Annotated in this window: 17 protein-coding genes and 1 pseudogene; 11 read left to right on the top strand and 7 right to left on the bottom strand. The window is 69.8% G+C overall.

What is annotated here, in order from left to right; genetic code table 11:
* Window positions 1-53: 53 nt before the first annotated feature.
* The 7 genes from QE385_RS06120 to QE385_RS06090 form a co-directional block, all read right to left on the bottom strand.
* On the bottom strand, window positions 54-1,316 hold the full coding sequence (locus tag QE385_RS06120; protein ID WP_307100055.1) for a M20/M25/M40 family metallo-hydrolase: 1,263 nt from the start codon (window positions 1,314-1,316) through the stop codon (window positions 54-56).
* A gap of 158 nt (window positions 1,317-1,474) precedes the next feature.
* Window positions 1,475-2,341, bottom strand: coding sequence for a manganese catalase family protein (locus QE385_RS06115; RefSeq protein WP_307100053.1), 867 nt, complete (start codon window positions 2,339-2,341; stop codon window positions 1,475-1,477).
* Between the two features lie 31 nt (window positions 2,342-2,372).
* A complete protein-coding gene (locus QE385_RS06110; protein WP_307100051.1) occupies window positions 2,373-2,894 on the bottom strand; it encodes a ferritin-like domain-containing protein in 522 nt (173 codons plus the stop codon).
* Window positions 2,895-2,919: 25 nt separating this feature from the next.
* Complete coding sequence (locus QE385_RS06105) at window positions 2,920-3,777, bottom strand: SDR family oxidoreductase (RefSeq protein ID WP_307100048.1); 858 nt, start codon at window positions 3,775-3,777, stop codon at window positions 2,920-2,922.
* A 75-nt stretch (window positions 3,778-3,852) separates the two neighbouring features.
* Window positions 3,853-4,680 carry a serine aminopeptidase domain-containing protein gene (locus QE385_RS06100; RefSeq protein ID WP_307100046.1) on the bottom strand — a complete coding sequence of 276 codons (828 nt, stop codon included), beginning with the start codon at window positions 4,678-4,680 and terminating at the stop codon, window positions 3,853-3,855.
* Complete coding sequence (locus QE385_RS06095) at window positions 4,668-5,363, bottom strand: hypothetical protein (protein WP_307100044.1); 696 nt, start codon at window positions 5,361-5,363, stop codon at window positions 4,668-4,670. Before QE385_RS06095 ends, QE385_RS06100 begins: the two co-directional genes overlap by 13 nt.
* Window positions 5,360-5,632 (bottom strand): acyl carrier protein, encoded by a 273-nt coding sequence (locus tag QE385_RS06090; protein WP_307100042.1) that lies wholly within the window; start codon window positions 5,630-5,632, stop codon window positions 5,360-5,362. The genes QE385_RS06095 and QE385_RS06090 overlap by 4 nt, the downstream gene beginning before the upstream one ends.
* Before the next feature lie 275 nt (window positions 5,633-5,907).
* Here QE385_RS06090 and QE385_RS06085 point away from each other — a divergent pair, with 275 nt between their 5' ends.
* The 11 genes and pseudogenes from QE385_RS06085 (at window position 5,908) to xrtA (ending at window position 19,476) form a co-directional block, all read left to right on the top strand.
* The gene (locus QE385_RS06085) at window positions 5,908-7,398 is read left to right on the top strand and encodes an AMP-binding protein (protein WP_307100040.1); all 1,491 of its coding nucleotides are present in this window, start codon (window positions 5,908-5,910) and stop codon (window positions 7,396-7,398) included.
* Window positions 7,395-8,622: pseudogene (locus QE385_RS06080) on the top strand (pyridoxal-dependent decarboxylase, exosortase A system-associated). Before QE385_RS06085 ends, QE385_RS06080 begins: the two are co-directional and overlap by 4 nt.
* Window positions 8,623-8,710: 88 nt before the next feature.
* Entirely contained in the window at window positions 8,711-9,349 is a 639-nt protein-coding gene (locus tag QE385_RS06075) for an XrtA/PEP-CTERM system exopolysaccharide export protein (RefSeq protein ID WP_307100038.1), read from the top strand.
* 14 nt (window positions 9,350-9,363) lie between these two features.
* Window positions 9,364-10,872: an XrtA system polysaccharide chain length determinant gene (locus tag QE385_RS06070; protein ID WP_307100036.1), complete on the top strand. Its 1,509-nt coding sequence runs from the start codon at window positions 9,364-9,366 to the stop codon at window positions 10,870-10,872.
* Window positions 10,869-11,912, top strand: a complete 1,044-nt coding sequence (locus tag QE385_RS06065; protein ID WP_307100034.1) for an AAA family ATPase — start codon at window positions 10,869-10,871, stop codon at window positions 11,910-11,912. Before QE385_RS06070 ends, QE385_RS06065 begins: the two co-directional genes overlap by 4 nt.
* Window positions 11,909-13,603 (top strand): hypothetical protein, encoded by a 1,695-nt coding sequence (locus QE385_RS06060; protein WP_307100032.1) that lies wholly within the window; start codon window positions 11,909-11,911, stop codon window positions 13,601-13,603. The genes QE385_RS06065 and QE385_RS06060 overlap by 4 nt, the downstream gene beginning before the upstream one ends.
* Before the next feature lie 19 nt (window positions 13,604-13,622).
* Window positions 13,623-14,957 carry an ExeA family protein gene (locus QE385_RS06055; protein ID WP_307100030.1) on the top strand — a complete coding sequence of 445 codons (1,335 nt, stop codon included), beginning with the start codon at window positions 13,623-13,625 and terminating at the stop codon, window positions 14,955-14,957.
* On the top strand, window positions 14,947-15,813 hold the full coding sequence (locus tag QE385_RS06050; protein ID WP_307100028.1) for an XrtA system polysaccharide deacetylase: 867 nt from the start codon (window positions 14,947-14,949) through the stop codon (window positions 15,811-15,813). The genes QE385_RS06055 and QE385_RS06050 overlap by 11 nt, the downstream gene beginning before the upstream one ends.
* Window positions 15,810-16,841, top strand: a complete 1,032-nt coding sequence (locus tag QE385_RS06045; protein ID WP_307100026.1) for a FemAB family XrtA/PEP-CTERM system-associated protein — start codon at window positions 15,810-15,812, stop codon at window positions 16,839-16,841. Before QE385_RS06050 ends, QE385_RS06045 begins: the two co-directional genes overlap by 4 nt.
* Window positions 16,838-17,995: a TIGR03087 family PEP-CTERM/XrtA system glycosyltransferase gene (locus QE385_RS06040; protein WP_307100024.1), complete on the top strand. Its 1,158-nt coding sequence runs from the start codon at window positions 16,838-16,840 to the stop codon at window positions 17,993-17,995. The genes QE385_RS06045 and QE385_RS06040 overlap by 4 nt, the downstream gene beginning before the upstream one ends.
* Window positions 17,992-19,476, top strand: a complete 1,485-nt coding sequence (xrtA, locus tag QE385_RS06035; protein WP_307100022.1) for an exosortase A — start codon at window positions 17,992-17,994, stop codon at window positions 19,474-19,476. Before QE385_RS06040 ends, xrtA begins: the two co-directional genes overlap by 4 nt.
* The last annotated feature ends 2 nt before the right edge of the window (window positions 19,477-19,478 follow it).

Here is a 19,478-nt window from a genome sequence, read left to right as displayed (position 1 = left end):
CCGTCTACTCCCACGGGGCGGCATCCCAACTGATGGACGGGGATGCGCCGGCGTCAGCGCCCGCCGAAGGTGACCAGGCTTTCCGATCCGTCCGCCGCCACCGCCGACACGCCGACGAAGTGATCGTCGACCGGGGTCTGGGTCAGCACGGCCTTCGTCTCGGTCACGTCGCGCGACTGGCTCCACTGGCCCGTGTCGTTGCGCCGCCAGTGGACGCGATAGCGGACAGCGCCCGGCACCGGGGCCCATTCCACCTGCGTATCGCGCGACAGCGCCCCGCTGATCGTGACCTTGTCGGGTGCGGGCGGCGCGGCGGCCAGCCGGGCCAGCGTGGCGATGTTGATCGCCGTCACCTTGGCCAGATAGGGAAAGTCCATCTTGTCGATGGTGTCGCCGAACGCGACATTGCCTTCCTTGCGCAGATCCTGGTGCTGCGCGTCCCAATCCTCGTTGGCGACCGAGAAGCGGACGGCGGGATAGCCGAGCTTCAGGAACGGCTCATGGTCGCCGCCGCGCCCGAATCGGTCGGGCCGCCGGTCGAGGAACACGTCGAGGCCGCCGAGTTTGTCCGCCACGCCGTCGATCGCCTTGGCGAGCGCGCGGCTGGGGCCGTCATCCTCGCCGCCATTGCCGCGCCGCTGGATCTGCTGGGGCAGGTCTTCGGACGCGCGAATCCCCTCGGAGAAGACGCGGACCCAGCGCGCCTCGCGCACGCCGCCCTGGCCGATGGTGTTGCCGACGATGTCGTTGTTCAGCATCGCCGAGACGCGCCAGTTCCGCTGCTTGGCGGTGTCGGCGAGCAGGGTGGCGCCCCACAGCCCCTGTTCCTCGCCCGAAAAGACCGCATAGACGATGGTCGCGTCATAATGCTGCTTCGACAGGATGCGCGCCGCCTCCAGCACCAGCGCCACGCCCGAGGCGTCGTCATTGGCCCCCGGCGCGTCGGAGGTCGCGTCCATGACGTCGGTGACGCGGCTGTCGATATGTGCGCCGACGATGACCACGCGGCTCGGGTCGCGCCCGCGCTGGATGCCCAGCACATCCTCGACCATCACGCCGTTCGGCGCGCGCGGGCCGGTGAAGCGGCGATTGATCCGTTCGACGGTGATGCAGCCGTCACAGCCTTGCCCGATCGCCTCGAACTGCCGCGCGGCCCAGTCGCGCGCGGCGCCGATCCCGCGCTTGGGGTCGGTGGTGGTCGACAGGGTGTGGCGCGTGCCGAAGCCGACCAGCGTTTCGACATCGGCCTTCAACCGGGCGGGCGAGGGGGTGGTCGCGGCGGACGCGGCGGCGGCGAGCAGAAGCGGAAGGATCATCGCACCAGACTGGCGGAGAGGCGAATGCGAGGCAAGTGGCGGATTTCCCGAGGGATAGCCGCCCGGATGCCTGATGCGACACCGCCCCGGTCGGTGTGGACCGGGGCGGCTTGAACGTCGGTCCCTCCTGCCCGAAGCGGGAAGGAGGGCAGGCGGTCCTACGCGACCGGCTTTTCCGCCATCTGCTCGGCCTGGGCGCAGCTGTCCGGCCGGGCGGGGCCGAGGACCGGCTCCTCGCCCATGGGTTCGTTGCGGAAGACCGAGAATTCGGCGCGTCCGTCCAGGCTCGGCCCCTGCGTCCAGCGCCCTTCGGGATAGGTGCCGTCGACCGAGGTGACGAAGAAGTCGTAATTATGCTCCTGATTTTCCTTCGCCTGCGGGAAGGAATTCGGGATGGGGAGCGCATCCTTGCCGCCTAGTTCTTCGATCACCGCCAGCCATTGTTCCTGATGCATGGTGTCTCGGGCGATCAGGAAGTGGAGCATGTCCTTCATCCCCTGGTCGTGCGCGGCGTGATAGAGGCGGGTCGCCAGCACCCGGCCGGTGCTTTCCGCCGCGACATTGCAATACATGTCGGCGGCGATGTTCCCGCTGGCATAGATATGGCTCATGTCGAACGGCACCCCGTCCGAATCCGACGGGTGCGCCGCCAGGCCGGTCGATAGGATATGCTTGTGGAGCGTGCCCTCGATCGCGTGACGGGGATTCTCGCCGCCCATCACCGCGCCGACGATGCTGTCCGCAGCACCTTCCTCCTGAAGCGAGGCGGGCGCCTTGTCGAGATTGAGCGCGACCGCGGTCGCCAGCATCTCGATATGGCCGATCTCCTCGGTCGCGGTGTTCAGCAGCATGTCGCGATATTTCGGGCTGGGCGCGCGATTACCCCAGGCCTGGAAGAAATATTGCATGCAGACGCGGATCTCGCCCTCCACGCCGCCGATCGCCTGTTGCAGCATCCGGGCGAAGAGGGGATCGGGACTGTCGACCCGGACGGGATATTGCAGGCGCTTGTCGTGATAATACATGGTCGGCCTCGCTTGGTTCGGGGGTGTCGGATCAGTGGCTGGCGGTGTCGCCCGCGGCGCGGCGTTCGAGATAGCGGCGGGTCAGCGCGGCATTGTTGTCGTCGACCCATGCCGCCATCGCGAGTTCCTCGTTCAGCGACTGGGTGAGCAGCGGCGCGGCGCTGCCGAAGCCGCCGACATCGGCGATGGTCAGCAGCGATTTGTAGCTGGCCGCCTCGAAATTCTCGAAGGCGAAGTTGGCGAAGCTGTTCTTCAGGATTTCGTCGGGCGCGAAGGTATGGCCGAGCGCGGCCATGTTGCCCGAGAAGGACAGCGCGGCGTCCTTCAGCACCGAGCGGCTCTCGTTGAACCCGTCGAGTATGTCCTCCAGCCGGACGATCTGCTGCTCGGTTTCGCCCCGGTGCATCCGCAGCCGGTCGGCGACGTCGGGATAGTTGGACAGGTGGTCGAGTTGCCGGTCGATCAGCGCCAGCGCCTGATGCTCGACGGCATGGGCGTTCTTCAGTCCGGCGACGAAGACCGCCGCGACCACGTCATTGGGGAGGGTAGCCATGGATCATCGCTCCTTCGTTTCGGGATCAGAGGAAGGGGGTGCCGCCGGTGACGGGGATGGTCGCGCCGCTGATGTAGCTGGCCTCGCCGCTCGCCAGCAGGACATAGGGCGGGGCCAGTTCGGCGGGCTGCGCGGCGCGGCCCATCGGGGTCTGCTGGCCGAAGCTCTTCACCGCCTCGGGCGGCATGGTGGAGGGGATCAGCGGGGTCCAGACCGGCCCCGGCGCGACCGCATTCACGCGGATATTGCGCTCGGCGAGCATCTGGGCCAGCCCGGCGGTGAAATTGTGGATCGCGCCCTTGGTCGTCGCATAGGCGAGCAGTTGCTGGTTGGGCTTGTCCGCGTTGATCGAAGTCGTGTTGATGATCGACGCGCCCTCGCCCATGTGCGGCAGGGCGGCCTTCACCAGATAGAACATCGCATGGATGTTGGTGGCGAAGGTCACCTCCCATTCCTCGTCGCTGATGTCCTCGACCGCCTGGAAGCTGGCCTGGTGCGCGGCATTGTTGACCAGGATGTCGACGCGGCCGAAGGTCTGGACCGCGCGCTCGACGATGGTGCGGCAATGCGCCGGATCGCTGACGTCGCCGGGGATCAGCAGCGCCTTGCGGCCCGCCTGTTCGACCAGCCGCTGGGTCTCGGCGGCGTCCTCATCCTCCGACAGATAGGAGATGACCACATCGGCGCCCTCGCGGGCAAAGGCGATGGCGACCGCGCGGCCGATGCCGCTGTCCGCGCCGGTGATGATCGCTTTCTTGTCGGTCAGCTTGCCATGGCCGACATAGCTGTGTTCGCCATGATCGGGACGGGGGGTCATCGCCTCCGTCTCGCCGGGCATGTCCTGCTGCTGTTCGGGTTGGGGTGGGGTGGGGCGTTCGTTCATGGACCGTCTCTCCTTGCCCGATCCAATAGACGGAGCGGAGAGGCGTTCCGGAAAAAACCATTATCCTAAAACGTGTTAATCGGTATTTTTGAGTTCCGTTATACCGTCGTGCAAAGCGCTCGGTCCGTCCGATGCCGCCGCCTCGGCCAGCCGGGCCAGGATCTCGCGCTCCAGCGCGTCCAGCGCGTCGGCATAGCTGTGCGAGTCCGTCGCGATGCTGGTCATCGGAAAGCCATGGCCGCGCGCCGCCGCGCGGAACGCCACCCCGGTCGCATCGCCGCGCGCCAGGATGATCGCGGCGCTGTCCCCCCAGTGACCGATCGCGTCGAGCAGCGGCGCAGCGGTCGCGTCGAGCGGGGCGGGGGGCGCGGCGATCTTGCTCAGCCCCTGGCGCAGCCGGTCGAAATCCACCGCCCCTCGCGCCGCGCGCAGCCATTCGCGCGGGTCCATCAGCTTGCGGGCATAATGGCGGCGGATCGCGGCGGCGGGGGGCAGCGCGTCGGGTTCGTCCGACAGCCAGGGGTTGGACAGCAGCACCGCGTCCAGCCCGGCCTCGCGCCCGTGGAGCGCGAGCGCGGCGGCGGCGTCGCAATTGCCGAAGCCGATGATCCGCGCGCACCCGCTCGCCTCGGCAAAGGCGTGGACGGCGGCGGCGATGTCGGGGCCGCTCGACTCCCAGCCGCGATTGACCCCCTCGCTGTCCCCGACCCCGCGCCGGTCGAAGCGGAACACCGGATAGCCCTTGGCCGCGATGCGCGCCGCCAGCATCGCCTGGCCGCGATGCGCGCCCATGCGCGGCTCGTTGCCGCCCGAGACGATCAGCAGGCCGGTGTCGAGGGCGCCCTCGTCCAGCGTGCCGACCAGCATCGCAGCCTCGCAGGGGAAGGAGATCAGGCTTCGCATGAGGCGATCCAGTGCGCGATATCCTCGGCCAGCGTCGCGGCGAGTTCGGGGTCTTCCTGCGGCTCGGCGCGGCGCCAGGGGGGCACCGCGTCGATGGTGCGGTCGGCGGGGGCGCGGTCATGGCCGAGGCGCACGACACGGCGCGGCACGCCGGGCTGGTCATAGGGCTCGGCCCCCGCCAGCCCGGCCAGGAAGTGCGGCGAGACCCGGTTGCCCGCGATCCGCACCGGCGACTCCGCGCCGAACAGGCCATGCTCGTCGCCGCGCAGCCCCGCCGCGGCGCGCAGGCGGATCACATCGCGCAGCACCGCTTCGCCGGTCATCGGCGCCAGATGCCAGCGTCCCGACAACAGGGCAAAGCCGTCGATCAGCGTCCCCGCCCGGATCGACACGCCGTAACAGCGCCGGTTGCCCAGCGCCTCGGCGGCGGCCTGATGCGCGTCGCGCCATTGCATGATGCTGGCCTGTTCGGTGTCGATCAGGCTCTCCCCGGTCCCCGGCCAGTCGGGCAGCGCGCCGCCGATGCCGTGATCCGCCAGCCGCCGCAGCATCGCCACCGCCAGCGCCCGCGTCCGGTTCGCCTCTTCCCAGAAGGGGAGCGCGACCAGCACCACCGGCCCTTGCGCGGGGCCGAAGCGCAATATCGCCTCGCGCCCGCCGGGCCAGTCATAATAGTCGATCAAGCGGGCGCCTTGGCGCTGGCGAAGGCGACCAGCTGGCCAAAGGTCTCCAACATTTCGCCGTCCACCTCGTCATCTTCGATCAGGATGCCCAGGCGATCCTCCAGCTCGGTCAGCACGCCTGCCACCGCCATCGAGTCCAGCTCGGGCAGCGCGCCGAACAGCGGCGTCTCGGCGGTGAAACCGGCCACGCGCTCATGCGACAGCCCCAGCACATCGGCCAGCACGCCGCGCACCGTCGCGTCCACATCCCCGTTCGCCTGGAGTCCCAATCCCTGTCGCCCTGTTGTTGGTATCGCCCCCAGCGTTAGTCCGGGAGGGCGCGTTGGGCAACGGCTTTGGGTTTTGGGGTTATGGCAGGAGGCGGGAGTCCCAGGCCCTTCCCCAACCCCTCCCGCCTGCGGGAGGGGAGAAAAAGGGTGGAAGCGCTCGCTTCAAAAGCCCCCACTGGGGTTGGGGGAGGGCGGCCATATCGCCAACCGTCCGCCACAAGGCTCCACGCCCGCTCGGCTCGACTTTCCACCCCCCCCGGCTGTAGATGACGCGCATGGCACCCCAACCCGCCGCCCTGCCCATCGACCATGTCCTGCGCGGGACGCCCGACGCGCCCGCCCTGTTGGAACGCGACGCCGCCCTGAGCTTCGCCGAGGTGGAGGCGACGGTCGCGCGGCTGGCGGGATGGCTGGCGGCACAGGGTTTCGCTCCCGGCGCGCGGGTCGCGACGTGGTTGCCCAAGACGCGCGTCGCCGCGCTGATGCCGCTCGCCGCGCCGCGCGCGGGGCTGGTCCATGTGCCGGTCAATCCGCTGCTCAAGCGGGCGCAGGTCGCGCATATCCTGGCGGACAGCGGTGCCGCGATGCTGCTGAGCCACGCCCCGCGCGCCGCCACGCTGGAGGAAGGCGACATACCCCCCGGCGTCCTGGTCGCGACCGAGGCGGGGGAGGGCGAGGCGCTGCCCCGGTCCTCCGCCGATCCGGAGGCGCTGGCGGCGATCCTCTACACCTCCGGCTCGACGGGGCGGCCCAAGGGGGTGATGCTGAGCCACGCCAATCTGTGGTTCGGGGCGATCGCCGTCGCCGACTATCTGCGGCTGACCCCGCAGGACCGGGTGCTCGGCGTCCTGCCGTTCAGTTTCGACTATGGCCAGAACCAGCTTCTTTCGACGTGGGCGGCCGGAGGGGCGGTGGCGCCGCTCGACTATCTGACCCCGCGCGACGTGGTGAAGGCGGTGGCGCGGCACGGCGCGACGGTGCTGGCGGGGGTGCCGCCGCTCTGGACGCAGCTGCTGGGGATCGACTGGCCCGAGGAGGCGGTCGCGCCGATCCGGCGGCTGACCAATTCGGGCGGCGCGCTGACCCCGCGACTGGTGCGGGGATTGCGCGAGCGGTTTCCCCAGGCCGATCTCTACGCCATGTATGGCCTGACCGAAGCGTTCCGCTCCACCTATCTCGACCCGGCGCTGATCGACGCGAATCCCGATGCGATCGGCCGCGCGATCCCCTTTGCCGAGGTGATGGTGCTGCGCCCCGACGGAACCCGCGCCGCGCCGGGCGAGCCGGGCGAGCTGGTCCATGCCGGGCCGCTGGTCGCGCAGGGCTATTGGCGCGATGCGGAGCGGACCGCGCAGCGTTTCCGCCCCGCGCCCGGCTGGCCCCGTGCGGTCTGGTCGGGGGATACGGTCGTGGAGGGGGCGGACGGCCTGCTCCGCTTCGTCGGACGCGATGACGAGATGATCAAGGTCGCGGGCAACCGGATCAGCCCGCAGGAGGTCGAGGAAGCCGCCCTGTCGGGTGGCGAGGCACGCGAGGCGGTGGCGATCGGCGTCGCGGACGAGGCGCAGGGACAGGCGATCGTGCTGGTCCTGGCGGGCGATCCGGCGAACGAACCCGCGCTGCGCGCACGCCTGAAGCGCGACCTGCCCAATTTCATGCAGCCCGCGCGCTTCGACTGGCGCGAGGAACTGCCCCGCAACGCCAATGGCAAGCTGGACCGCGCCGCCCTGCGCCGCGCGGTCGCCGACAAGGATATGACGTCATGAAGCCGATGGGGCCGATCCCCCCCGAATATGCGGGCCAGCGGGGGATGCTGACGATCGCCGGGCGCCCCGCGCTGGACTGGCTGGCGCAGCGGGACGGCCCGGTGTTCGTCTATGACCCCGCCATCGTCGCGGCACGGGTCGCGCGGTTCCGGGCCGCCTTTCCCGCGATCGACCTTCATTATGCGATCAAGGCCAATCCGTTCCCGCCGCTGCTCGCCGCGATGGCGGAGCTGGTCGATGGCTTCGACGTCGCCTCGGCGGGCGAATTGGCGAAGGTCGAGCGGCTGGGGCGTCCGGTCAGCTTTGCCGGGCCAGGCAAGCGCGATGCCGAGCTGTCCGCCGCGCTGACCGCCGGGGTGACGATCAATCTGGAATCCGAAGGCGAGGCGACCCGCGCGCTCGCCATCGCCGAACGGCTGGGCGTGCGCCCCCGTCTGGCGGTGCGGGTCAATCCGGATGTCGAGCTGCGCGGCTCGGGGATGAAGATGGGCGGGCGGCCGTCGCCCTTCGGGATCGACGCGGTGCGGGTGCCCGCGCTGGTCCGCCATCTGGTCGCGGCGGGGCGCGGACTGGCGCGGCTTCCATATCTATGCGGGCAGCCAGGCGCTCGATCCGCAGGCGATCATCGATACCCAGGCCGCCACCATCGCGCTCGCCGCGCGGCTGGCGGAGGAGGCGGGGCAGGCGCCGCCGCTGGTCAATCTGGGCGGCGGCTTCGGCGTGCCCTATTTCGCGGGCGATACCGCGCTCGACATCGAGCGGGTGGGGGCCGCGCTGGAGACGGCGGTGGCGGCGCGCCCCGCTATCCTGCGCGACAGCCGGTTCGCGATCGAACTGGGGCGCTGGCTGGTGGCGGAGGCCGGAGTCTATCTGGCGCGCGTGGTCGATCGCAAGGAGAGCGGGGGCGAGACCTTCCTGATCCTCGATGGCGGCCTCAACCACCAGCTTGCGGCCAGCGGCAATTTCGGCACCGTCGTCCGGCGCAACTATCCGCTGGCGCTGGCGCATGCGATGGGCGACGAGGCGACCGAGACGGTATCGGTGGTCGGGCCCCTCTGCACCCCGCTCGACCGGCTGGGCGATCGGATCGCCCTGCCGCGCGGGGATGTCGGGGATGTCGTCGCGATCTTCCTGGCCGGGGCCTATGGCGCCACCGCCAGTCCTTGTGCCTTTTTGGGACATGGTCCTGCGGCCGAGCTATTGCCGAGGGATCACAGCGACTAACGCTCTGTTCACCTCTTCATGGCATAGCGACGCTGCGCAATTTGCCCTTCGTTCCGGCCGGGATAACAGGGTTCAGGAGACTCCTTCGATGGCATCGTTCGCCCGTCCCCTCTTGCTCGCAGGCCTGGCGGCCTCGACGCTGACCGCCTGTTCGACCGGGCGGCCGGACCCCGAATTGCCCTCGGCGGGCTATGTCGCGCGCAAGGAGCAGCCGGGCGAGGAATATGTCATCGGCCCGCTCGACCAGCTCAACATCTTCGTCTGGCGCAATCCCGATCTGTCGACCAAGGTCCAGGTGCGCCCCGACGGCCGTATCACCACGCCGCTGGTCAACGACATGCCCGCCGTCGGCAAGACGCCCGCGATGCTGGCCGACGACATGAAGAAGGCGCTGTCGGAATATGTCTCCAACCCGATCGTGTCGGTGATCGTCGAGAACTTCTCCGGCACCTATAGCCAGCAGGTGCGGATCGTCGGCGCGACCGAAAAGCCCGCCGCCATCCCCTACCGCGCCAACATGACGCTGCTCGATGCAATGATCGCGGTGGGCGGGCTGAACCAATATGCGGCCGGTAACAAGGCCAAGCTGGTGCGCACCGACCGCGAGACCGGCAAGCAGCGCGAATATGCGCTTCAGATCAACGACCTGCTTCGCAAGGGCGATTCGAAGGCGAATGTCCGGCTGGAGCCGGGCGACGTCATCATCATCCCCGAGTCGATGTTCTAAGGTCGCGCCTGCGCATGTCGAGCATCCAGGACGAAATCCGCATAGCGATCCATGCGATCTGGACCCGGCGCTGGCTGGCGCTGGGCGTCGCATGGGCGGTGTGCATCGCGGGCTGGCTGTTCGTCTCGCAAATTCCCAGCCGGTATGAATCGCGCGCGCGCATCGCGGTGCAGAATGCGCAGATCCTGCCCGACGGCATCGCCTCGACCCAGGCCAGCCAGATGGATTCGGTCGATCAGGTGCGCCAGACGCTGATCTCGGCGATCAACCTGCAAAAGGTGGTGCGCGGCACCGACCTGGCCAGCACCGTGTCGAGCGACGCCGACGTCGCCGCGCGCGTTTCCGCACTGGCCCAGTCGATCAAGATCGAGAACCAGCAGGACACGATCTTCCAGCTGACCGTCACCCAATCCAGCCCCAAGCTGGCGCAGCAGGTGGCGCAGAAGCTGATCGACATCTTCGTCGAATCCAATCTGGTCGGCGATCGCAACAACACGAACCAGAGCCTGGCCTTTCTCGACAAGCAGCTGGACGACCGCCAGAAACAGCTCCAGATCGCCGAGGCCAAGCGCGCCCAGTATCAGAACCAGTTCCTGGGCGGCCTGCCGGGCAGCGGATCGGTCGCCGACCGGATCGGGCTGGCGCGCTCGCAAATGGCGCAGGTGGACAGCGACATGGCCGCCGCACAGTCGAGCGTCGCGGCGGTGCAGGGGCAGCTGGCGGGCACGCCGCGCACTGTGGGCGAGGGCGGCGGGGTCGCCGGCCCTGCGCGCGCGCGGCTGGCGACGCTACAGGGACAGCTCGCCGATGCCCGGGCGCGCGGCTATACCGACAGCCATCCGGACGTGATCGCGCTGAAGAGCCAGCTGGCGGTCGCGCAGGCCGCCGCGCGGGCCGAGCCGCCGGGTGGCGGGGCGGGCGGGCAGCCCAATCCGCTCTACATGTCGCTCCAGTCGATGGCCGCCGAGAAGCAGGCGCAGCTCGCCAGCCTGAAGATGCGCAAGAGCCAGTTGCAGATCGATCTCGACCGGCTGAACGCCAGCCTGTCGACCGATCCCGAGGCGGCGGCGCAGCAGGGGGCGATCGACCGCGACTATCAGGTGCTGAAGGACAGCTATGACCAGTTGCTGCGCCAGCGCGAACAGGTCGCGCTGCGCGGACAGGCGCAGAACCAGACCGACTCGATGCGTTTCTCGGTGATCGACCCGCCCACCTATCCGCGCACGCCGACCGCGCCCAATCGCCTGTTGCTGCTGACCGGCGTGTTCCTGGCCGCGCTGGGACTGGGGATCGGGACCGCCTTTGCCCTGTCCAAGCTGCGCCAGACCTTCACCACGCCGCATTCGCTGCAACGCGCGATGGGCCTGCCGGTGATCGGCGCGATCGGCGAGGTCGTCACGCGCGCGCAGGCCGAGGTGCGGGCCAAGCGGATGAAATTGTTCCTCGGCGGGACGGCGGCGCTGGGCGCGGCCTATGGGATGGTGGTCGCGATCGAGCTATTGCAGCGGGGTATGGCGGCATGACCAAGCCCTTGAAACCGAACCGGCCCCGGCGGGAGCCTTCGCTGCTCGAACGCGCGGCGAATGTCTATGACTTCCAGTCCTTTGTCCGCGCGCCCGTCATGCCCGAGGGCGAGCGGAGCGAAGATGCCACGCCTGTCGCGCCGCGTGAGGCGGACCGGACGCCGCCCGTCATGGTCGCGCCAGACAGCGCGCCCGATCCCGAATTTCCCGCCAGCCTGAGCGGCATTCCGGCCGAGTTCCTGGCGCAGCCGGGCGACGAGGAATTCCTGGCGAGCGAATATAATCCCGGCTTCAGCGACGTCGCGATGGTCGACCGCGCGATGCTGGCCGAGAACGGCATGATCGTCCCCGGCGCGCCGGTCGGGCCGCTGGCCGAGGAGTTTCGGCTGGTCAAGCGCCAGCTGATCATCACCAGCCGCCGCCTGGTCGAGACGGGCGATGCCGACAAGGCGCGCACCGTCCTGATCTGTTCGGCGCGGCCGCAGGACGGCAAGACCTTCTGCGCGGTCAATCTGGCGCTGTCGCTGGCCGCCGAGCGCGATACCGAGGTGTTGCTGGTCGACGCCGATGTCGCCAAGCCCGACGTGCTCGATCGGCTGGGCCTTGCCGAGGGGCCGGGGCTGCTCGACGCGCTCGACGACGGCGCGATCGATGTCGAGGATCTCGTGATCCGCACCGACGTGCCGCATCTGTCCGTGCTGCCCTGCGGCACGCGTAGCGCCAGCGACACCGAATTGCTCGCCTCGGCGCGGACCCGGACGGTGTTGCAGCGGCTGTTGTCGGCCAATCCGCGCCGCCTGGTTATCTTCGACTCGCCGCCCGCGCTGGCCGCCTCGTCCGCTTCAGTGCTGGCGATGCTGGCGGGGCAGGTGATGATGGTCGTCCGCGCCGACCGCACGCCCGAGAGCGAGGTCGCGGGCGCGATCGCGCTGCTCGATGCGTGCGAGCATATCCAGCTGGTGCTCAACAGCGTCGCCTTCGTGCCGGGCAGCCGCCGGTTCGGCTATTATGGCGGATATGGCAAGGATGACGCCCGGTGACGACGGCGCGGCCGGTCCTGATCGCTTCGGCGCTGGCTCTGGCGGCCTGGCCGTCGGCGCTGGCGGCGCAGATGCAGGGCATGGCCACGCCCCCCTCCACGTCCGCGCCGGGCAGCGCAGCCCCCGGCATCGCGCCCGCGCCCGCAGGCGGCACCGCATCGCGTGTCCGCATCGCCCCCTATATCGAGGTGGGGCAACTGCTGAGCGCCGATCTGAACGGCGGCGATGTGGTGACCTTCACCAGCCTGGCGGCGGGCGTGAATGCGCAGGTGAGCACCCCGCGCGCGCAGGCGCAGCTCAGCTATCGCTACGAACATCGGTTCAGCTGGAACGATCGCTATGCCGACAATGACATCCATAGCGGGCTGGCGCGCGGCGCCTATCGGCTGACGCGCGACCTGACCCTGGACGGCGGCGCGCTCGCCACGCGGACCCGCTCGGACATTCGCGGCGCCGCGCCGGGCGTGCTGGTCGGCGATACCGACAATATCTCGCAGCTCTATTCGGCCTATATCGGTCCGGTCCTGACCACCCACGCCGGGCCGGTGCAGATCGGCGCCAATTACCGGCTGGGCTATACCCGCGTCGACACGCCGGGCTTTGGCGGCATCGCGCCGGGCCAGCCACGTCTCGACTATTTCAGCGACAGCTGGAACCAGCTGGCGACGGTCAGCGCCAATGTCCGCCCCGGCGCGGTCCTGCCGGTCGGGCTGTCGCTCAACGCCTCCTATGAGCGCGACGATGCCGGGCAGCTGGCGCAGCGTTACGAGGGCTGGTTCGTGCGCGGCGACGTGCTGAAACCTATTTCTCCCTATGTCGCGCTGACCGCCGGGGTCGGCTATGAGCGGATCGAGAGCAGCCAGCGCGACGCGGCGGTCGACGCCGCCGGACGCCCGCTGGTCGACAGCCGGGGCCGCTTCGTCACCGCGCCCACCGGCCCGCGCCGCATCGCCTATCGCACCGACGGCGTCTATTATGATGCGGGCGTGATCTGGCGTCCCGATCGCCGCACCTCGGTGGAGGGGCATGTCGGCGAGCGTTACGGCTCGCTCAGCGTGACCGGCGTCGCGCGCTATCAGGCGTCGCGCAACGTCGTCATGCAGGTCGCGGTCTATGACGGCATCCAGACCTTCGGACGGCAGTTGCGCGATGGCCTGTCCAACCTGCCGACCAATTTCGTCGAGACGCGCGATGCCTTTGGGCAGCAGTTCAACGGATGCGTGTTCTCGACCAGCGGCACGACGCCGGGCGGGTGCCTGAACGACGCGCTGCAATCGGTGCAGACCTCGCTCTACCGCGCGCGCGGACTGGATGCGATGGTGTCGATGACGCGCGGCCGCTCGACCCTGGGTCTGGGGCTGGGCTATACCAATCGCCGCCTCTTCGCGCCGCAGAACGCGCCGGGCCTCGTCGTCTATGGCACCGAGGACGAAAGCTGGTACGCGCAGATTTTCTTCGGCCACGCGCTCGGCCCGAATTCGGGGCTTAACGTTAACGGCTTCGTTAACTATTATGCCAGTAAGTTGGCGGGGGCCGAGGACGTGGTGTCGCTGGGATCGACCGCCAGCTATTACCGCAACTTCGGTCGGCTCGGAACAACCGCGTCGGTGGGATTGTATCACTTCACGGTCGGGGACCTGTCCAGCGCGCTGTCGGCGCAGGCCCTGATCGCGGCACGATACCAGTTCTGACCGGCCGAAAGGCACGATGATGTACGAGACGCATTTTGGTCTGGGCGAGCGCCCGTTTCAGCTGACGCCGGACCCGCGTTTCTGGTTCGAGACGGCGACTCACGGCAAGGCGATGGCCTATCTCGGCTATGGCCTGGCGCAGGGCGAGGGCTTCATCGTCATCACCGGCGATGTCGGCGCGGGCAAGACCACGCTGGTCGGCCATCTTGTCGAGACGCTCGACCCGCGCCGCCTGCGCGTCATCCATATCGTGTCGACCGCGATCGAGCCGAACGACCTGCTCCGCACCGTCGCCGGACAGCTGGGTGTCGACAGCCTGGGCCTGTCCAAGGCGGGACTGTTGGCCGCGATCGAGCGCGCGCTGAACGGCGTCGCGCGCGAGGGGCGTCGCATCCTGCTGATCGTCGACGAGGCGCAGGCGCTGCCGCTCGCCTCGCTCGAGGAACTGCGCATGCTGTCCAATTTTCAGGCGGGGGGGCATGCGCTGCTCCAGATCCTGCTGGTCGGACAGCCCGAATTTCGCGAGCGCCTGCTCGGCTCGGCCGCCATCGAGCAGCTGCGCCAGCGGGTCATCGCCATCCACCATCTCGACCCGATGGAGGCCGACGAGGTTCCCGATTACATCGCGCACCGGCTGGCGGTGGCGGGATGGACCGGCCGCCCCGATTTCGCCGCCGACGCGTTCGACGCGCTGTACGAGGTGTCGGGCGGCGTGCCGCGCCGTCTGAACGTGCTGGCGGGCCGCGTGCTGTTGCAGGCGGCGGTCGAGGGGGTCGAGCTGATCGGCGAGGAAACCGTCAAGAGCGTCGCCGCCGACATGGCCGCCGATATGGGGGGCGATCGGTTCGCGACCTCGCGCGACGTCGAGATACAGCCCGAACCCGCCCCGATCGCACCGCCACAGGCCGCACCCGCCTTCGACCGTTCGGTCTTCGGGCTGGGGACGCTGGGCGCCGCGACGCTGAACGGCGCGCCCGCGCCCGCCGCGATGGCCGATCCGATCGTTCGCACCCGCATCATGCCCGACGGCCAGACGGGGCAGGGCGGCAGCCCGCGTATCGTCGCCCCGCCGCCCGCGCCCGAGCCGGTATCGCTGCGCCCGATCCCCGATCCCCGGCCCGCTCCGGAACCCCAGTCCGCCAAGCCCGCCCCGGCGGCGGCGGCCGAACCGTCGCCGGTCGCGGCCCTGGAGGAGCGGATCGCGCGGCTGGAGGCGCGGCTGGAGCAGCAGGAGGCGGCGCTGCGCCGCGTGCTGACGCTGATGGTCGACTGGAGCGATGCCGACGCGCGTGGCGAGCCCCGCCGCGAAGAAAGCCCGACGATCCGCACGGGCGCCTGGGGCCATGCCGCCTGAGCCCGGCGCGGCCCGGCCGCTCCATGGCATGTCGGTCGATGTCGAGGAGTGGTTCCAGGTCGGCGCCTTCGAACGGACGATCGACAAGGCCGACTGGGACCGGCTAGACAGCCGGGTCGAGGCCAATACCGATGCGGTCCTGTCGCTGTTCGCCGAGACGGGGACGCGCGCGACCTTCTTCACGCTGGGCTGGGTCGCGCATCGCCATCCCGGCCTGATCCGCCGCATCGTCGCCGCCGGGCATGAGATGGCCAGCCATGGCTGGGACCATCAGCGCGTCTTCACCATGACCGCCGACCAGTTCCGCGCCGATCTGCTCCGCGCGCGCACCGCGATCGAGGATGCGGGCGGGCAGGCCGTCACCGGATATCGCGCGCCCAGCTTCTCGATCGACACCCGCACCCCCTGGGCGCATCGCGTGCTGGCCGAGGCGGGCTATCGTTATTCCTCCAGCGTCGCGCCGCTGCGGCACGATCATTATGGCTGGGCGGCCTCGCCGCGCTATGCCTGGCGGCCGCTGGCCGATGCCGATCTGATCGAGCTGCCGGTGACGGTGGCGCAGTTCGGCCAGCGCCGGCTGGCGACCGGCGGCGGCTTCTTCCGGATGCTGCCCGCCAAGCTGACCGACATCGCGATCGGGCAGGTCGAGCGCGACCGGCACGGCGCGATGTTCTATTTCCACCCCTGGGAGATCGATCCCGGCCAGCCGCGCGTCACCGCCGCCCCGCTTCGCTCGCGCATCCGCCATTATTCGCGGCTGGGCGCGATGGAGGGCAAGCTGCGCGCGTTGCTCGGGCGGCATGATTGGGGCCGGGTCGATCAGGTGGCGGCCAGGGAAGCGGCACAGCTGGCATGAGCGCGACGGTGCCGACCCTGCGCGTCGCCGATCTGGCGCGCGAAACGGAGCGTGCGCGCATCGATGCGTTCGTGGATGCCGCCGGTGGCACGCCCTTTCATCGCACCGGCTGGCTGCTGGCGGGGGCGGCGGGCTGTGGCCAGAAGGCGCATTGCCTGGTCGCGGAGCGCAGCGGCGATCTGGTCGGCCTGTTGCCGCTCAGCGAAATTCGCTCGCCCTTGTTCGGCGCGGCGATGGTGTCGACGGGCTTCGGCGTCGATGGCGGCGTGCTGGGCGAGGGCGTGGACCTGCTGGCGGAGGCGGCCTGGACGCTCGCCCGCGACCGGGGCATCGAGTCGGTCGAATTGCGCGGAGGGCCGGTGCCGGATGGCTGGACGCCCGACGCCGACAGTTATCTGGGTTTCGTCCGCCCGATCGCCGCCGATGACGAGGCCGAGCTGAAGGCGATTCCTCGCAAGCAGCGGGCCGAGGTGCGCAAGGCGCTGGCCAACGACCTGACCGTCCAGACCGGCGCCGATGCGATGATGCTGGCCGAGCATTACCACGTCTATGCCGAATCGGTTCGCAATCTGGGCACCCCGGTCTTTCCGGCGCGGCTGTTCCGCGAGGCGGCGGCGCGGCTGGACGCGGACGTGCTGACCGTGCGCCATCGCGGCCGCGCGGTGGCGAGCGTGCTCAGCCTGTATCATGGCGGCACCGTCTATCCCTATTGGGGCGGGGGCACGCAGGCGGCGCGGGGTCTGCGCGCCAACGACCTGATGTATTTCGCGCTGATGCGGCACGCGCGGTCACGCGGCTGCCACCGCTTCGATTTCGGCCGGTCGAAGGTCGGGACCGGCGCGGCGGCGTTCAAGAAGAATTGGGGGTTCGAGGGGCGGCCGCTGGTCTATGCCAGCCGCAGCATCCATGGGCCGCGCGCGATCAATCCGCTCAACCCCAAATATGCCGCGATGATCGCCATCTGGAAGCGGATGCCGGTCTGGGCGGCGCGGATCGCGGGGCCGGTGATCGCACGGGGGCTGGGGTGAGGGACCTGTTGTTCCTCGCGCACCGCGTGCCCTTTCCCCCCGATCGCGGCGACAAGATCCGCAGCTTCCACATCCTGCGGCATCTGGCGCGCGACTGGCGCATCCATCTCTGCGCCTTTGCCGAAAGCGAGGCCGAGCGCGATCCGCCGCCCGCATTCCGCGACCTGCTGGCGAGTTGCCATGTGATCCCCCGGACCAAGGGGATGCCGCGCGCCGCCGTCGAGGCGCTGGCGACCGGCCGCCCGGTCTCGCTGACCGCCTTTGCCCATCCCGCCATGGCGCGGGCGGTGGCCGGGGTGCGGCGGGGCGGGGTGGCCGCGACCTATGTCTTTTCGGGCCAGATGGCGCAGTATCGCGGGCAAGGGCCGACCGTGATGGACATGGTGGACGTCGACTCGGCCAAGTTCGCCGCGATGGCGGATGGCGCGACCGGCCCCAGGGCCTGGATGCTGGCCCGCGAGGCGAAACGTCTGTCCGCCTTTGAGCGCCGCGTGGCCCGCGATGCCGATGCGACCCTGTTCGTCAGCGAGGCCGAAGCCGACTTGTTCCGCAGCCAGGGCGGGCAGGGCCATGTCCTGGCCATCGAGAACGGCATCGACGCGACCGTCCATGCGCCCGGCGCGGTGGCGCCGGTGGTGCGGGACGGCCCACTGATCGTCTTCACCGGGCAGATGGACTATCGCCCCAATATCGATGCGGTGATCCATTTCGCCCAGAGCATCCTGCCGTGCATCCGCGCCGTCCGGCCGGATGCACGCTTCGCCATTGTCGGCCGCGCGCCCGCCGCGGCGGTGCGGCGACTGGCGGGCGAGGTGGTGATCGTCACCGGCGAAGTGCCCGACACGCGGCCATGGCTGGCGGGGGCGGCGGTCTGCGTCGCGCCGCTGATGCTGGCGCGCGGCATCCAGAACAAGGTGCTGGAGGCGATGGCAATGGCCCGCCCCGTCGTCGCGTCGCGCGCCGCCGCCGAGGGGATCGATCATGGCGGCACGATCGCGGTGGCGGCGGACGACCGGGATTTCGCGGCCCGCGTCCTCGCCGCGCTGAACGGCCCCGCCACCAACCCCGCCGCGCGCGCGCGGGTGATGGAGCGTTACTGCTGGGGGGCGCGGCTGGCGCCGCTCGACCGGCTGATGAAGGATATGGTGTCGTGAAGCCGGGACGCTGGAGCTATCATCTGGCGCTGCTCGGCGTGGCGGCTTTGTTCGTCCTGTTCCTCCTGCGACGCGACGTCGCGCATCTGGTCGAGATCTGGTGGACCAGCACGACCTATGGCCATTGCCTGTTCATCGGGCCGGTCGTCGGCTGGCTGATCTGGCAGCGGCGGCCGGAGCTGGAGCAACTCGCCCCGGTCGCGTGGTGGCCGGGATTGCTGCTCGTCGCGGCGGGCGGGTTCCTCTGGCTGCTCGGCGAGTCCGCCACGGTCGCGCTGGTGCGGCAATTGGGGCTGGTCGCGACGCTGGAGGCGCTGGTCGTCACGCTGCTGGGGCCGATGGTCGCGCGCGGGCTGTTGTTCCCGCTGGCCTATGCCTGGTTCCTGGTGCCGTTCGGCGCGGAACTGGAAAAGCCGCTTCAGCAGATCACCGTGGCGATCGTCATGCCGCTGCTCGACTGGAGCGGCATCCCCGCCAGTGCGGACGGCGTGCTGATCCATGCCGGGCGCTACTGGTTCGAGGTGGCGGAGGCGTGTTCGGGGTCCAAATTCGTCCTAGCGATGATCGCCTTTGCGACGCTGGTCGCCAATCTCTGCTTCCGTTCGCCCTGGCGGCGCGCGGTGTTTCTGATCGTGTCGGTGATCGTGCCGGTGCTGGCCAACGGCATCCGTGCCTGGGGAACGATCTTCGCCGCCGACCTGACCTCGATCGAGGTAGCGGGGGGCGTCGATCACATCATCTTCGGCTGGGTGTTCTTCGCCTTCGTCATGGCGGCGGTGCTGGCGATCGGGTGGCAGTTCTTCGACCGGTCGCCCGACGATCCCGCCTTCGACCCCGCGCGCCTCTCCGCCATTCCGCGCCGCCGCATCGACCCGCTGCTCGCCGAGATCCTGGCGGTGACGATCACCGCGCTCTACCCCAGCTGGAGCGGCTTTGCCGGGTCGCGCGTCGCCGCGCTGCCCGCGCATATGGCGCTGCCCGACGTGCCCGGCTGGACCCCCGCGCCGCAGATCAGCGAATGGCGGCCCTATTATCCCGGTGCGCAGGTGCTGCTGCGCACCTATGCCGACGGGCAGGGGCATCAGGTCGATCTGGCGGTCGGCATCTTCCCGCAGCAGCGCGAGGGCGGCAAGCTGGGCGCGTTCGGGACGGGCATCCTGCACGAAGCCGATCCCTGGATCCGCGTCGCCGATCTGGCGCCCGTCGCGGGCGGCGATGCGACCCGGCTGATCGAGACGACGCCCGATCGCCGGACCATGCAGCGCGTCGTTGCGAGCTGGTACCGGATCGGCGATACGCTGACCCCGGACATGCGACGGGTGAAGATCGAGACGATGAAGGCCAGACTGCTCGGCCGGCGCCAGGTGGCGGTCGCCGTCCATGTGTCGAGCGAGGGGGATGACCGCCAGGCGATCTCGGCGTTCGTCCAGGCGCTGGGGCCGATCGATCGCTTCGCCGACCGACTGACCGGGCGGCGCTGATC

Origin of the sequence: Sphingomonas sp. SORGH_AS_0950 (assembly GCF_030818415.1) — a bacterium.
Lineage (GTDB): Bacteria > Pseudomonadota > Alphaproteobacteria > Sphingomonadales > Sphingomonadaceae > Sphingomonas.
The sequence above is the reverse complement of the archived record's forward strand: the minus strand, read 5'-3'. Positions and strand labels throughout refer to the sequence as shown.

Coding starts and splice junctions, on each gene's coding strand:
- QE385_RS06055 (WP_307100030.1), top strand. CDS start 13,623: ATGTACGAGACGCATTTTGGTCTGGGCGAGCGCCCGTTTCAGCTGACG.
- QE385_RS06070 (WP_307100036.1), top strand. CDS start 9,364: ATGTCGAGCATCCAGGACGAAATCCGCATAGCGATCCATGCGATCTGG.
- QE385_RS06085 (WP_307100040.1), top strand. CDS start 5,908: ATGGCACCCCAACCCGCCGCCCTGCCCATCGACCATGTCCTGCGCGGG.
- QE385_RS06115 (WP_307100053.1), bottom strand. CDS start 2,341: ATGTATTATCACGACAAGCGCCTGCAATATCCCGTCCGGGTCGACAGT.
- QE385_RS06105 (WP_307100048.1), bottom strand. CDS start 3,777: ATGAACGAACGCCCCACCCCACCCCAACCCGAACAGCAGCAGGACATG.
- QE385_RS06110 (WP_307100051.1), bottom strand. CDS start 2,894: ATGGCTACCCTCCCCAATGACGTGGTCGCGGCGGTCTTCGTCGCCGGA.
- QE385_RS06045 (WP_307100026.1), top strand. CDS start 15,810: ATGAGCGCGACGGTGCCGACCCTGCGCGTCGCCGATCTGGCGCGCGAA.
- QE385_RS06100 (WP_307100046.1), bottom strand. CDS start 4,680: ATGCGAAGCCTGATCTCCTTCCCCTGCGAGGCTGCGATGCTGGTCGGC.
- QE385_RS06050 (WP_307100028.1), top strand. CDS start 14,947: ATGCCGCCTGAGCCCGGCGCGGCCCGGCCGCTCCATGGCATGTCGGTC.
- QE385_RS06075 (WP_307100038.1), top strand. CDS start 8,711: ATGGCATCGTTCGCCCGTCCCCTCTTGCTCGCAGGCCTGGCGGCCTCG.
- QE385_RS06120 (WP_307100055.1), bottom strand. CDS start 1,316: ATGATCCTTCCGCTTCTGCTCGCCGCCGCCGCGTCCGCCGCGACCACC.
- QE385_RS06065 (WP_307100034.1), top strand. CDS start 10,869: ATGACCAAGCCCTTGAAACCGAACCGGCCCCGGCGGGAGCCTTCGCTG.